This is a genomic window from Streptomyces griseus subsp. griseus (assembly GCF_000720255.1).
Taxonomy (GTDB): Bacteria; Actinomycetota; Actinomycetes; order Streptomycetales; family Streptomycetaceae; genus Streptomyces; species Streptomyces griseus_I.
In genome coordinates, this window is record NZ_JOJE01000020.1 from 42,037 (window position 1) to 55,922 (window position 13,886).

Sequence of the window (13,886 nt, forward strand, 5' to 3'; positions counted from 1 at the left end):
CCGGCTTGTACTTTCCTCCGAGTGAGAAAGTCGCCGGGCCCGAACACCCGGGATCCTTCTCTGGCTGTCTGACGCCCCGTCAGCTACGGTCCCCCTTCGCACGCGACTCCACACACGAAGGGGGCTCGCCATGCCCGTCACGGTCGTCCGTTTCAACCTCGTCGAGCCCGGCGCCACCCCGGCCTCGCTGAGCGCCCGCTACCGGGCGGCCCTGGAGATGGCGGCGTACGCCGACGAGCACGGGGTCACCGCCGTGCAGACCGAGGAGCACCACGGCGCCGACAACAACTGGCTGCCCTCCCCGTTCGCCTTCGCGGGCGCGGTCCTCGGCGCGACCCGGCGTCTGGCGGTCACCGTCTCGGCGGTCATCGGCCCGCTGCACGACCCGCTGCGGCTGGCGGAGGACATCGCCGTGCTCGACCTGCTCAGCGGCGGCCGGCTCGTCACCGTCGCCGGGATCGGCTACCGGCCCGAGGAGTACGACCACTTCGGCGTCGACTTCAAGCAGCGCGGCCGGCTCCAGGACGAGCTCCTTGAGACGGTGCTGAAGGCGTGGACCGGCGAGCAGTTCACCTACCGGGGCCGTACGGTACGGGTCACCCCGCGCCCGTACTCCGACCCGCACCCCCTGCTGCTGGTGGGCGGCTCCTCCAAAGCCGCCGCCCGCCGGGCCGCCCGGCTGGGTCTGCCCTTCTTCCCCAGCGCGCACCTTCCGGAGCTGGAGGCGTACTACAAGGAGCGGCTGGCGGAGTACGGCACCGAGGGCTGGACGATGATGCCGGGCGCCAAGGTCCCGCTGTTGCATCTCGCCGAGGACCCGGACCGGACGTGGGCCCGCTACGGCGGGCATTTCCTGCACGAGGCACGCACCTACGCCTCCTGGCAGTCCGGCTCGGTCCGCTCGGCGGTGAAGTCGGGGGCGACGAGTGTGGCGGAACTGCGGGCCGAGGGCGTGTACCGGGTGCTGACGCCGGACGCGTGTGTGGCCCTGGGCCTGGACAGCCTCGTCCTGCATCCGCTGGCCGGCGGGATGCCGCTGGAGGAGGGGTGGCGCAGCCTGCGCCTGTTCTGCGAACGCGTACTGCCCCGGCTCGGGGGGTGAGCCGGGGCAGTACGTCCTACGGATACGGGGAGAAGGGCGGCGGGGACTTGGCCCCTTCTCCCCGAGTTCGTGGGGCCGGGCGAGAGCCCGGCCCGTCGAGGGCTGGGACTCAGCCCATCTCCTCCAATGCCTTGCCCTTCGTCTCCTTGACGAACTTCAGGACGAACGGGATGGAGAGCGCGGCGAACACGGTGTAGATCACGTAGGTCGCGGAGAGGTTCCAGTCGGCCAGCGACGGGAAGCTCGCGGTGATGGCCCAGTTGGCGAGCCACTGCGCGGCGGCGGCCACACCCAGGGCGGCGGCGCGCAGCCGGTTCGGGAACATCTCGCCGAGCATGACCCAGACGACCACGCCCCAGGACAGGGCGAAGAAGAGGACGAAGATGTGGGCCGCGATCAGGGCGGTCCAGCCCTGCGCGCTGGGCAGCTTCCCGCCGACCAGGTCGAACGAGAACGCCCAGGCCTCCAGCGCCAGGCCTACGACCATGCCGACCGAGCCGATGATGGCGAGCGGGCGGCGGCCGATGCGGTCGACGAAGATCATCGCGACGACGGTGCCGACGATGTTGATGATCGACGTGGTGAAGGAGTAGAAGAACGAGTCCGTCGGGTCGACGCCGACCGACTGCCACAGCGTCGAGGAGTAGTAGAACGCGACGTTGATGCCGACGAACTGCTGGAAGACCGACAGGCCGATGCCGACCCAGACGATCGGCTTGAAGAAGAAGCCGCCACCGAGCAGGTCCTTGAAGCTGGACTTGTGCTCGCTCTTCATGGCCTGCTCGATCTCGGCGACCCGCGCGTTCAGGTCGACCTGAGTGCCCTCGACCTCTTCGAGGATCTCGCGGGCGCGCTCGCGCTTGCCGACGGAGATCAGGAAGCGGGGAGACTCGGGGATGGCGAAGGAGAGCAGGCCGTAGAGGACGGCCGGGACGACCATGACACCGAGCATGACCTGCCAGGCCTCCAGGCCCATCAGCTCTCCGCGCTGGTCACCGCCGGAGGCGTTCAGCAGACCCCAGTTGACCAGCTGCGACACCGCGATGCCGACGACGATCGCGGCCTGCTGGAAGGAGCCGAGGCGGCCGCGGTAGGCGGGCGGGGCGACCTCGGCGATGTAGGCCGGGCCGATGACCGAGGCCATGCCGATGGCGAAGCCGCCGACGACGCGCCAGAAGGCGAGGTCCCACAGGGCGAAGGGCAGCGCCGAGCCGACGGCGCTGACGGTGAACAGGACGGCGGCGATCTGCATGCACCGGATGCGGCCGATGCGGTCGGCTATGCGGCCGGCGGTCGCGGCGCCGATGGCGCAGCCGATCAGGGCGATCGCGATGACCTGGGCCAGTGCCGCGGATCCGATGTCGTACCGGTCCCGGATCGCCTCGACGGCGCCGTTGATGACGGAGCTGTCGTAGCCGAAGAGGAAGCCGCCCATCGCGGCGGCTGCCGCGATGAAGATGACGTGCCCGAGATGATCGGGGTGAGCCGTCCTGGCTCCTGACTGTGATGCCTGCGCTGTGCTGGTCACGTGTACTCCTCGAACCACCGGCAACGCTGCCGGATGGGGGCGACCCTTCTGGTTGGTGGTACCTGAAGGTAAAAGCAACGTTGCCGAGACTATTCCTTCAAGTTTCGAAGTCAATAGAGCCTGTATGTGATTTAAGGGGCCATGGGTGAAGGTGATGTGTTCAAGTGTTGAAGAAGTGAAGATCGCTCAGCGCGAACTCTCAGCGCAGTCGCTGGCTGATGACCTTGGACACGCCGTCACCCTGCATGGAGACGCCGTAGAGGGCGTCCGCGACCTCCATCGTCCGCTTCTGGTGCGTGATGACGATGAGCTGGGAGGCCTCCTGGAGCTCCTGCATGATGCGGATCAGCCGCTGGAGGTTGGTGTCGTCGAGGGCGGCCTCGACCTCGTCCATGACGTAGAACGGGCTGGGGCGCGCCTTGAAGATCGACACCAGCAGGGCGACGGCGGTCAGTGACCGCTCACCGCCCGAGAGCAGGCTGAGCCGCTTGACCTTCTTGCCCGGCGGCCGCGCCTCGACGTCCACACCGGTGGTGAGCATGTTGTCGGGGTCGGTCAGGATCAGACGCCCGTCACCACCGGGGAACAGCCTGCTGAACACACCCTCGAACTCCCGGGCGGTGTCCCGGTAGGCCTCGGTGAAGACCTGCTCGACGCGCTCGTCGACCTCCTTGACGACCTGGAGCAGGTCGGCACGCGTCTTCTTCAGGTCCTCCAGCTGCTCACTGAGGAACTGGTGGCGCTCCTCCAGCGCCGCGAACTCCTCCAGGGCCAGCGGGTTCACCTTGCCCAGCTGCTGGTACGCCCGCTCGGCGGCCTTCAGCCGCTTCTCCTGCTCGGCTCGCACGAACGGCACGGGCTGGTTGCGCGGGTGCTCGGGGTCCTCCGGCAGCTGCTCCCCCTCGGCGGGGGGCGAGGGCGGCACCAGGTGGTGCGGACCGTACTCCGCCACGAGCCCCGCCGGTTCCACACCGAGTTCCTCCAGCGCCTTCGTCTCCAGCTGCTCGATCCGCAGCCGTTTCTCGGCGCCGAGTACCTCGCCTCGGTGGACTGAATCCGTCAACTTGTCGAGTTCTGCCTTGAGATCGCGTCCCGTGCCCCGAGCGGCGGTGAGCTCCTGCTCACGCCGGGCCTTCGCGGCGTCGGCCGCGGCGCGCTCCTCCTCGGCGCGGGCCACGGACACCTCGACGTGTGCGAGCAGTTGCCGGGCACCGGAGGCGACGGCCTCCGCGACGGCCGCCTCGTGCCGCAGCCGGGCGCGCCGCTGTTCGGCACGCGCGCGTGCCTCGCGTTCCGCGCGGGCGCCCCGGTCCAGCGCGTCGGCCCGCCCGGCGAGTCCCTTGACCCGTTCCTCGTGCGTACGGACCTGGAGGCGTGCCTCCATCTCGGTCTGCCGCGCGTTGGCCCCGTCGGCGGCGAGCCGGTCCCGCACGGACGTGTCGGGCTCCTCCTCGACCGGCATCTCCTCGGCGACGGCGAGCCGTTCGGCCAGTTCCTCGACGTCCTGGAGCGCCTTGTCCAGCGCCTCCTGGGCCCGAGCGGCGGCCGCCGCCGACCGCTCGGCCTCGCCGGCCGCACCGCGTGCCTGCCCGGACAGCCGCCCGAGCTGCTGGGCCACGGCCGACTTCTCCCGGTCGGCGGCCCGGCGCCGCTCCCCCAGCTCCTCGACGAGCGTGGCGCACTCCGTGCGCCGCTCCCCGGCCGCGAGCTGCGCCCGCGTCAGCTCCTCGCACCGCACCGCCAGCTCCTCCAGCTCGGCGGCGGCCTCGTCCACGGACGCCTGCACCTCCAGCAGGCTGGGCGCGCCCGCGGATCCGCCGTGCGCGAAGTGCGCCCCGAGCAGGTCGCCTTCGGCGGTGACGGCCGTGAGGTCGGGGTGCGCGTGGACGAGGTCCACGGCGTCCTCGAGGGTGTCCACTACGACGATGTCCCGAAGGAGGCGGCGGATGGTGGGGAGGAGGTCGGCGGGGCCGCGTACGAAGCGTTCCGCGGGAGGGGCGGGGAAGGGCCGTCGTTCGTCTGCGGGCTCGTCGTGGTCGGTCGCGCTGTTCCCCGCGCCCCTTGGGCGCGCTGTCGTACCGTGCGACTCTCCCGCCAGCAGCAGCGCCGCGCGCCCCGCGTCCTGCTTGCGCAGCAGCCGGATCGCGTCGGCCGCGGCCGACGGTGAAGTGACCGCGATCGCGTCGGCCGCCGCTCCGAAGGCCGCCGCCAGCGGGATCTCGTACCCGGGTGCCACCGTCAGCAACTCCGCCGCCGGGCCGAGCAGACCGCTCAGGCGATCCTTCGCATCGAGCAGCGCGCCCGTCCCGTCCTTGCGCCGCAGGCCCAACGCCAGGGCCTCGTGGCGGGCCTGGGTCGCGGCGCGTTCGCGTTCCGCCGCGGTGGCCGCCTCGCGGGCCGCGGTCAGGGCGGTCTCCGACTCGGCCAGCTGCAGCTTCGCCGCCTCGTGCCGCTCACCGAGTTCCGCGTCGCCGGCGTCGAGTCCGTCGACCTCGGCCTTCAGTGCCTCGTACTCCTCCCGGGCCCGGACGGCGCGTTCCTGCGCCTCGTCCCGGGCGGCGGCCAGGCGGTCGATCTCGGCCTGGGCGGAGGCGGCGCGGGAGCGGGCCGCGTTCACCTGGCCGCCCAGCCGGGCCAGGCCCTCACGCCGGTCGGCGATGGCGCGGGCGACGTCCTTCAGGCGGCGTTCCTCCAGGGCCAGTTCGCGCTCCAGGTCGGCGCGGTGGGCGACCGTGTCCTCCAGGGCCCGCTCGGCCGCCTCCAGCGCCGCCTCCAGTTCGGCCTCCTGCTCACGGATGCGGGCGGCCTCGCGCTCCATGTCCTCGGGGTCGCGGCCGCGCCGCTCCTCGGGCGGCACGGAGGTGGCGCTCTTCACGCGGGCGTCGGCCAGCGAGATCGTGCCGCGTACCCGCTCGGCGAGCTGGGACAGCTCGTACCAGGTCTGCTGGGCGCGCTGGAGGCGGGGCGTGAGCTGCCGTACCTCGTCCTCCAGGAGTGACTCGCGCTGGAGTGCCTTGCGCAACTCCTCCTCAGCGGTCTCCTTGCGTTCCTTCAGCGCGGCCTCGTCGGCGACCTCGGCCTTGAGCGCCTCCCGCAGCCGTACGAGGTCGTCGGCGAGGAGGCGCAGGCGCGCGTCGCGCAGGTCGGCCTGGATGACGGCTGCCCTGCGGGCCACGGCGGCCTGACGCCCCAGGGGCTTGAGCTGGCGGCGCAGCTCGTCCGTGAGGTCCTGCACGCGCGCGAGGTTGGCCTTCATCGCGTCCAGCTTCCGCAGCGCCTTTTCCTTGCGCTTGCGGTGCTTGAGGACGCCGGCCGCCTCCTCGATGAAGGCGCGTCGGCCCATGGGGTCGGCGTGCAGGACGGAGTCGAGCTGGCCCTGGCCGACGATGACGTGCATCTCGCGGCCGATGCCGGAGTCGGACAACAGTTCCTGGATGTCGAGCAGGCGGCAGGTGTCGCCGTTGATCTGGTACTCGCTGCCGCCGTTGCGGAACATGATCCGCGTGATGGTGACCTCGGCGTACTCGATGGGCAGGGCGCCGTCGGAGTTGTCGATGGTCAGGGAGACCTCGGCGCGGCCCAGGGGCGGACGGCCGGTGGTGCCGGCGAAGATGACGTCCTCCATCTTGCCGCCGCGCAGCGACTTGGCGCCCTGCTCCCCCATGACCCAGCTGAGCGCGTCCACCACATTGGACTTGCCCGAGCCGTTGGGTCCCACCACGCACGTGATGCCCGGCTCGAACCGGAGCGTGGTCGCGGAGGCGAACGACTTGAAGCCGCGGAGGGTCAGAGCCTTGAGGTGCACGCCGCCGGACTCTACCTCCCGGTGTTGTCTCACTCCATGAACCCGCGGTTTCGCCCATGAACGCGCAGGGCACACCCAACGTTAAAGACGGTGAAAGGATGCGCGGGGAAAGCACATGGAGGCCCCGGAGAACCTGGGGCCGCGGGGGTGCGGGGGTAAACGCGGGGGAAAAGAAAGAAGGGACGCCGAAGCGTCCCTTGCAAATCTGACAACTTAGCGGTTGATACGGGCAGCCCAACCGCTGCGTGTGGTGTAGAGCGATGCAGCGATCAGGTGAGCGCAGGCTCCGCCTGGTGTGCGTCGATGCTCTCCATGATCCTGTCGTGAGAAGCGGCAGCCGTCAGCGCGTCGTTCTCCGCCTGGATGCGTCCGAGCTCGGATTCCAGGTCCTGTACGCGCTGCTGGAGCCGTCGCATCTCGGCGAGGAGTCGAGGGTCGGAGCCGCCGACGTAACCGAGAAGCGCCTTTGCCATGATGGATGGTCCTCCACAATGAGTGACCGACCGAAGCGGTGTGGGTCGTGAGGGATTCGCACCCGCGGTGCTTGACACTCTTCAGTTCTTGCTGCTGTTCATCCATGCCAAACAGCTAAGGTGCGCGGGGTGCTTTCAGCGTCTCACCAAAAAGTTTGACGGTCAACACGATCACGCCCCGTATTGGCGGGCATCCCGGGGGCACGCGGCCTGAAAAGGCGGCGCGGCGGCTCCTGCGGGCCCCTCGGGGCGTGGCGATCATCCTTGCGTGCGGAGCCTGCCATCGCAAGCGGTTCTTGGCAACCACCTGCTCCTTTCTGCTGGGGGCATGTGCCCGTGGCATGCCCCTCCGCTGCCAGCGGGCTCGGTTCCCGGTACGGGTCAGCGGATCGCGAAGCCGTCGTAGCCACCACGCGGTGTGTCCCAGATCTCGGTGACTCCGTCCACGCGCCCGGGCGTGTCGTCACTCTGGAGCCACTCCAGGAGCCCCTCGCACCCCTCGGATGCCCCCTCGGCGACGACCTGCACCCGGCCGTCGGCCAAATTGAGAGCAAAACCACTCAGCCCGCCGATCTCCAGCGCCTTGGCCCGCGTGAACCAGCGGAAACCCACGCCTTGGACGCGTCCTCGTACCCAGGCGACCAGCCGTACATCCTCGCTCATGGGTGCAACCTAACCGGCCAATGTCACTCGGGACACTTCCACCCCGGGCGCCATGCGGTACCGTCCCCACCCAAACGAATCTCATATGAAACTCACTCGATCAGGTGAGTCAGACTGACCACAAGATCGTATGGGTGGGGTTGACCGCTAGGACGAGGAAGGCCAGGACATGGGACGCCACCGACGCCACGCCGCCGGCCGCGCCGCCACGGGCCGCGCCACTGGGGGCACAGAAACCAACGGCTCCTTCCCGGGGGGCCGCGACCCACAGGACTCGTACGAGGGCGAGCACGCCACGATGGGCATCGCGCCCTATCTGCGGCCCGAGGCCTACGGCGACACCTACACCAGGAGCCACGACTACCTCTTCGCGACGGACGACGACTACGCCCGCGCCACCGACACGGGCGCCACCGCGGTCTTCGGGTCCGAGGGCTACACGCCGTCCGGCGGGAGCGCCGGGCGCGGCGCAGGCCGCCGCCGCAGGAAGAGGGTCGCCACACCGGTCCGGGCCGGCCTGCTCGGCGTCTCCGCCGCGGTCGCCCTCGGCACCGTCGCGGTCGCCACGGGCGCGGTACCCGGACTGGAGAACTACAGGCTCGGTGGCGGCAGCGGCAGCGACACCACGCAGGCCGCCGAGACACCGACGAACGCGGAGGCGCAGCAGGGCGGCACCTCAGGCTCCGCCTCGGCGTCCGCCTCCACGAACGGCCGCGGTGGTACGGCGGCCAGCCGGGGCTCCGAGCGATCCGCCTCCCCCACGCCCACCCCCTCGGCCTCGACGACGTCGGCGACGCCGTCCGAGAAGCCCACCACCGAGAAGCCGGCACACGAGCCGACGGCGACCCCCTCGAAGAAGCCGAGCTCCACGCCGTCGCACACGGCGACGAAGGCACCGGAGCGCGGCAGCACCCCGGGGACGGTCTCCCCGGAGGCCGCCGTAGAGGCGGAGGTCCTCAGGCTGGTCAACGAGGAGCGGTCGAAGGTAGGCTGCAGTGCCCTGGCCGCCAACAGCTCGCTGACCGAGCTGGCCGAGAGCTTCAGCGCGGACATGGCCGCGCGGGGCTTCTTCGACCACACCGACCCTGACGGGGCCTCCCCCTGGGACCGGGCCGCCAAGGCCGGCATAACCGACCTCGGCGGCGAGAACATAGCCCGGGGCCAGGCCGACGCGGCCGCGGTCATGGAGGCCTGGATGAACAGCCCCGGCCACCGCGCCAACATCCTGAACTGCGACTTCAAGACCCTGGGCGTCGGCGTGCACTACGGCTCCGGCGGACCGTGGTGGACCCAGGACTTCGGTTACTGAGCCTCACCACTCGGGCGGCGCCACCGACTGGTGCACTGACCACTGATGCACTTACTATGAGTTAGTGCAACCTGTCGGTTAGCGCTGCGTTCGAGTACGCTTCAGACATGAACAGCACTCAGGAGCGCGCGGAGGAGCAGGACCTCCCCTTCAACGTGTTCGCCAAGGCCTGCCCCTCGCGCGGCACGCTGGAGCACGTCACGGGACGCTGGGGCGCGCTCGCCCTCGGCGCGCTGCACGAGGGCTCCCTGCGCTTCAACGAGCTGCGCCGCCGTGTCGACGGTGTCAGCGAGAAGATGCTGTCCCAGACCCTGCACGCGCTGGAGCGCGACGGTCTGGTGCTACGCGAGGCCCAGCCGACCAACCCGCCGAGGGTGGACTACGAACTCACCCCGCTCGGCCACGAGGTCGCCGAGCGCCTGCTGTCCCTCATCCACTTCGTCGAGGGCAACATGGAGGACGTGCTGGCGGCACGGCAGCGCTACGACGACACGCGCGGCGGCCGCTGACACCTCGGGCAGAAGTAGCTGGACCGGTTCATCCACGGGCGCCGGCGCATCGGCGTGCCGCACCTCTTGCAGGGCAGCCCCTCGCGGCCGTACGCGTCCAGGGACCGGTCGAAGTACCCCGACTCGCCGTTGACGTTGACGTACAGGCTGTCGAAACTCGTGCCGCCGACGGCGAGGGCGGCGGTCATCACGTCCCGTACGTGGCCGAGGAGTTCGGCCGTGCGGGGGCGGGTGAAGCCGGCCGTCGGGCGTTCGTAGTGGACGCGGGCGCGCCACAGGGCCTCGTCCGCGTAGATGTTGCCGACGCCGCTGATCAACGACTGGTCGAGCAGGGCCCGTTTGATGGTGCTGCGCTTGCGGCGCAGCGCCTGGTGGAACGCCTCGTCGTCGAAGAGCGGGTCGAGGGGGTCACGGGCGATGTGCGCGATGACGTCGGGCAGACCGTCTGCCGTGCTGTCGTGCAACGACAGGCCGCCGAAGGTGCGTTGGTCGACGAAGCGGAGTTCGGTCGCGAACTCGTCGGCGAAGCGGACCCGGATGCGCAGGTGCTTCTCGTCGGGCGACCCCTGCGGCTGCACCAGCAGCTGACCGCTCATCCCGAGATGCGCCAGGATCGACTGGCCGGTGTCCTCCAACGGCAGCCACAGATACTTGCCGCGACGGCTGGGGACGCCGATGCGGTGGCCCTTGAGCCGGTGCGCGAAGTCGTCGGCACCGGCGATGTGCCGGCGCACCGCGCGAGGGTGCAGGACCTCCGCGTCGGCGACGGTCCGATGGGCGACCCACCGCTCCAGACCGCGCCGTACGACCTCGACCTCGGGCAGTTCGGGCATGGCGTCCCCCGTGACAACCGGTTGATGAGCCGAGCGCCCGCCCCGGGGCGGGGCGGGCGCTCGGGTCGCTGTCGTTGTTCGTCAGGCGGAGGCGGACGCTTCGTCGGCATCCGCGGCGGCGGCCCTGGCGCGTGCGTCCACGGTCGCGGCCTCGGCTGCCGCCTTGGCGCGCTCGTCCGCCGCGGCGCGGATGGAGCGCCACGCGGACTCGGCGGCCTGCTGCTCCGCCTCCTTCTTGCTGCGGCCGGTGCCGGTGCCGTACGAGACGCCTCCGACGCGGGCAGCAGCAGTGAAGGTCTTCTCGTGGTCGGGGCCGGTCTCCGTGACCAGGTACTCGGGGACGCCGAGGCCTTCGGTCGCGGTGAGCTCCTGGAGACTGGTCTTCCAGTCCAGGCCGGCTCCGAGGTTCGAGGACTTCTCGATCAGCGGGTCGAACAGGCGGTGCACCAGTTCGGAGGCCGCTTCGAGGCCCTGGTCGAGATAGACCGCACCGATCACCGCTTCCAGGGTGTCGGCGAGGATGGACGCCTTGTCCCGGCCGCCCGTGCCCTCTTCACCGCGGCCGAGCCGGATGAAGGAGCCCAGGTCGAGGCCACGACCGACCTCCGCCAGCGCACGCGAGTTGACCACCGCGGCCCGCAACTTGGCCAGCTGGCCTTCGGGCAGGTCGGGGTGGGTGCGGTACAGCGTGTCCGTGACGACGAGGCCGAGCACGGAGTCCCCGAGGAACTCCAGCCGCTCGTTCGTCGGCAGGCCGCCGTTCTCGTACGCGTAGGAGCGGTGGGTCAGCGCACGCACCAGAAGGGCGGACTCGAGCGTGTAGCCGAGCCGCCCTTCCAGAAGCGTGTGGGACGAGGCCGTGTTGTCCGCCTTTTTCTTGGCGGTTGAGTCCGCCTTGGCGTCATCCGCCTGCTTGGGGCTAGACACGGTGCCTCTCACCAGCCGCTCAGACCTCGAGGACCTGGCGCTTGTTGTAGGTGCCGCAAGACGGGCACGCGATGTGCTGCAGCTTGGGCTCGTGGCAGCGCTCGCACGCAACCAGGGTGGGGACCGCAGCCTTCCACTGCGACCGGCGGTGGCGCGTGTTGCTGCGCGACATCTTCCGCTTCGGAACAGCCACGGCTACTTCTCCTGCTTCTCGTCGACGCCCGGTTCGGCGCCGCTCATCTCGTCCTTCTCGCCGTCCGTCATGGTTTCGGCGAGTCCCTGCAGTGCCGCCCAACGGATGTCGACGGCGTCATGGTGGTGGTCCGGGTCGTCCGTGAGCCGCGCTCCGCACTCGGAGCACAGGCCCAGGCAGTCGTCCTGGCACACCGGCTGCATCGGCAGTGCGAGCACCACCGCATCGCGCAGCACGGGTTCGAGGTCGAACAAGCCGTCCTCGAGGAAGAGCCTGTCCTCGTCTTCCTCGGCGTCGTCGGCCGGTTCCGCCTTCACGCGGCCACGGTCGTCGGCGTCAGGGTACGAGAACATCTCCTGGAAGTCCGCTTCGAGCTCAAGCTCGAGCGGCTCCAGACACCTTACGCACTCCCCCTCGGCCTGTGCACGGGCGGTGCCCGTGACGAGCACCCCTTCCATGACCGACTCGAGCCGGAGTTCGAGCTCGACCGGGGCGCCTTCCGGCACTCCGATGACTCCCTGGATACCGAAGTCCTTGGGAGCGTCGACCGTGCGAGTCAGGCGCTGCAGCGCACCAGGACGCCGTCCCAGCTCGTGCGTGTCGAACACGAGGGGGTTGCGGTGGTCGAGGCGGGCGTTCAGTGCCATTCCTGCTTTCGGTCTTTCCGAGCTCGGGGTCGCCACCCTCGGTCTTCCCGGGCAGCGTTGATCGCGGATGTACGCGCGACCGAAGAGCCAGGATACTGGACCTTTCCCTGACAGCCCAATCCGGTCCCTGGCAGCCCCTCCGTCACAGGCCGCGGCCCTGTTCATAGGCCCGCAACTGCTCCGCGCTGATCATGCCGGTGTCGAAGAGGCTGGTCTCGTCGAGGGCGTATCCCTGCTGGGACTGATCCTGGTGAGACTGATGGTCCTGATGCGACTGGTGGTCCTGATGCGACTGGTGGTCCTGGTGGGTCTGCTGCGGCTGCTGTGCGGCCTGGTGCGGGTCGTAGGCGGCCTGCTGGGGGTCGTAGCCCTGGAAGGGGGCACCTCCCGCCGGAGCGTAGCCGGAGGCGGGGGAATACGGATCGGCCTGCTGGTAGCCGTACGGGTCGGCCTGCTGGCCGTAGCCCTGCTGCTGGTAGCCGCCGTAGGGGTCGGCCTGCTGTTGGTATCCGTAGGCAGGCTGCTGGTCGTACTGCCGCTGGGCGTGCTGCTCCGCGGCGGCCGGGGTGTCCGCCTCGGCGAGGGCGGCCAGGTCGGCCAGGTAGTCGGCGTCACTGGAGTGCTGGACGGTGGTGAGGTCGTCGGCGAGGGCGCCGAGGTCGTCCGTGGCGATACGGCCGTGCAGCTTCTGGCGACCGCGGCCGACGGCCTCCAGGGTCTTGGCGAGCACCGCCTCGAAGGCACCGAGTTTGACGTCGACGTAGGCGTCGGCGTCCCGCCGCAGCGTCTCCGGGTCGTGGCTGCGCTCGGGGGCGTCCTCGTCCTCGTAGCCCTGCTCGTCGACGCCCGGACCGGTGCCGAGGAGCTTCTCGCGGCCGCGACCGACGGAACCGAGGGTCTTGGTGAGGACGACCTCGAAGTTGGCGAGCTTGGAGTCGACGTAGTCGTCGGCCTCGGCGCGGACCTCCTCGGCCTCCTTGCGGGCCTCGGCGAGGATGCGGTCGGCCTCGGCCTGGGAGCGGCGGGCGACCTCGGTGTCGGAGATCAGGGAGCCGCGCTCGGCGTGGGCGGTCTCGATGATCCGTTCCGCCTCCTGACGGGCCTGCTCGACCATCTCCGCACGGCCCCCGATCAGCTCCTGGGCCTGGGCGAGGGAGTCGGGCAGCGCCGCGCGCACCTCTTCCAGCATCGAGAGCAGTTCGGCGCGGTTGACCACGCACGAGGCCGACATGGGCATGGACCTGGCGCCGGAGACCGCGGTGACGATCTCGTCGAGCTTCTTCTGCACGTCCACCGTGTGCTCGCCACTCTCTACAGATGCGTTGGAGACGGACGGGACGACTGTACGGCCATGAGCGGGCCGCCGGACACCGGGTGACGGGCCGTCAGCGCGTCAGTCCTGGCGCAGGCGCCGGGTGAGCGCCTCCAGGACCAGCGGCGGGACCAGGTGGGAGACGTCGCCGCCCCAGGTCGCGACCTCCTTGACCAGGGAGGACGACAGGAAGCTGTAGGTGGGGTTGGTGGGCACGAAGAGGGTCTCCACGCCCGAGAGGCCGTTGTTCATCTGGGCCATCTGCAGCTCGTAGTCGAAGTCGCTGACCGCGCGCAGGCCCTTGACGATGGCCGGGATCTCGCGCTCCTTGCAGAAGTCCACGAGGAGGCCGTGGAAGGCCTCGACCCGCACGTTGGCGTACTCGGCGGTGACCTGGCGGATCAGGTCGATCCGCTCGTCGATCTCGAACAGGCCCTTCTTGGACTTGTTGATCATCACCGCGACGTAGACCTCGTCGTAGAGGCGAGAGGCGCGGGAAATGATGTCGAGGTGTCCGTTGGTGATCGGGTCGAACGACCCGGGACAGACGGCGCGGCGCACTTGTGATCCCTCGCTCTCCGGTCC

13 protein-coding genes are annotated in these 13,886 nt (G+C 70.1%); 3 read left to right on the forward strand and 10 right to left on the reverse strand.

Annotation, left to right across the window (positions count from 1 at the left end; genetic code table 11):
- The first annotated feature begins 130 nt into the window (after positions 1 to 130).
- The gene (locus tag IG99_RS25585; protein WP_037677577.1) at positions 131 to 1,102 is read left to right on the forward strand and encodes an LLM class flavin-dependent oxidoreductase; all 972 of its coding nucleotides are present in this window, start codon (positions 131 to 133) and stop codon (positions 1,100 to 1,102) included.
- A gap of 109 nt (positions 1,103 to 1,211) precedes the next feature.
- On the opposite strand, the gene IG99_RS25590 is transcribed toward IG99_RS25585, so the two are convergent.
- The 4 genes from IG99_RS25590 to IG99_RS25605 all read right to left on the reverse strand — a co-directional run bounded on the left by IG99_RS25590 (position 1,212) and on the right by IG99_RS25605 (position 7,571).
- Entirely contained in the window at positions 1,212 to 2,630 is a 1,419-nt protein-coding gene (locus IG99_RS25590; RefSeq protein WP_037677579.1) for a sugar porter family MFS transporter, read from the reverse strand.
- A gap of 199 nt (positions 2,631 to 2,829) precedes the next feature.
- Positions 2,830 to 6,435 carry a chromosome segregation protein SMC gene (smc, locus tag IG99_RS25595; RefSeq protein WP_037677581.1) on the reverse strand — a complete coding sequence of 1,202 codons (3,606 nt, stop codon included), beginning with the start codon at positions 6,433 to 6,435 and terminating at the stop codon, positions 2,830 to 2,832.
- A gap of 269 nt (positions 6,436 to 6,704) precedes the next feature.
- Positions 6,705 to 6,908, reverse strand: coding sequence for a hypothetical protein (locus IG99_RS25600; protein WP_030048901.1), 204 nt, complete (start codon positions 6,906 to 6,908; stop codon positions 6,705 to 6,707).
- A gap of 381 nt (positions 6,909 to 7,289) precedes the next feature.
- Positions 7,290 to 7,571: an acylphosphatase gene (locus IG99_RS25605; protein WP_051865880.1), complete on the reverse strand. Its 282-nt coding sequence runs from the start codon at positions 7,569 to 7,571 to the stop codon at positions 7,290 to 7,292.
- A gap of 169 nt (positions 7,572 to 7,740) precedes the next feature.
- Here IG99_RS25605 and IG99_RS25610 point away from each other — a divergent pair, with 169 nt between their 5' ends.
- Both IG99_RS25610 and IG99_RS25615 read left to right on the forward strand, forming a co-directional pair.
- A complete protein-coding gene (locus IG99_RS25610) occupies positions 7,741 to 8,880 on the forward strand; it encodes a CAP domain-containing protein (RefSeq protein ID WP_037677585.1) in 1,140 nt (379 codons plus the stop codon).
- Positions 8,881 to 8,987: 107 nt separating this feature from the next.
- On the forward strand, positions 8,988 to 9,389 hold the full coding sequence (locus tag IG99_RS25615) for a winged helix-turn-helix transcriptional regulator (protein WP_037677586.1): 402 nt from the start codon (positions 8,988 to 8,990) through the stop codon (positions 9,387 to 9,389).
- Here IG99_RS25615 and mutM read toward each other — a convergent pair.
- From mutM to coaD, 6 genes are all read right to left on the reverse strand, one after another.
- Entirely contained in the window at positions 9,362 to 10,222 is an 861-nt protein-coding gene (gene mutM / locus IG99_RS25620) for a bifunctional DNA-formamidopyrimidine glycosylase/DNA-(apurinic or apyrimidinic site) lyase (protein ID WP_037677587.1), read from the reverse strand. The two genes, IG99_RS25615 and mutM, sit on opposite strands and share 28 nt — an antisense overlap.
- An 81-nt stretch (positions 10,223 to 10,303) precedes the next feature.
- Entirely contained in the window at positions 10,304 to 11,161 is an 858-nt protein-coding gene (gene rnc / locus IG99_RS25625; RefSeq protein WP_199815596.1) for a ribonuclease III, read from the reverse strand.
- Between the two features lie 7 nt (positions 11,162 to 11,168).
- The gene (rpmF, locus tag IG99_RS25630) at positions 11,169 to 11,342 is read right to left on the reverse strand and encodes a 50S ribosomal protein L32 (RefSeq protein WP_007493396.1); all 174 of its coding nucleotides are present in this window, start codon (positions 11,340 to 11,342) and stop codon (positions 11,169 to 11,171) included.
- Between the two features lie 2 nt (positions 11,343 to 11,344).
- On the reverse strand, positions 11,345 to 11,989 hold the full coding sequence (locus tag IG99_RS25635; RefSeq protein WP_037677589.1) for a YceD family protein: 645 nt from the start codon (positions 11,987 to 11,989) through the stop codon (positions 11,345 to 11,347).
- Between the two features lie 142 nt (positions 11,990 to 12,131).
- On the reverse strand, positions 12,132 to 13,283 hold the full coding sequence (locus IG99_RS25640; RefSeq protein ID WP_037677590.1) for an ATP synthase F0 subunit B: 1,152 nt from the start codon (positions 13,281 to 13,283) through the stop codon (positions 12,132 to 12,134).
- A 99-nt stretch (positions 13,284 to 13,382) separates the two neighbouring features.
- A complete protein-coding gene (gene coaD / locus IG99_RS25645) occupies positions 13,383 to 13,862 on the reverse strand; it encodes a pantetheine-phosphate adenylyltransferase (protein ID WP_037677591.1) in 480 nt (159 codons plus the stop codon).
- Positions 13,863 to 13,886 lie beyond the last annotated feature (24 nt).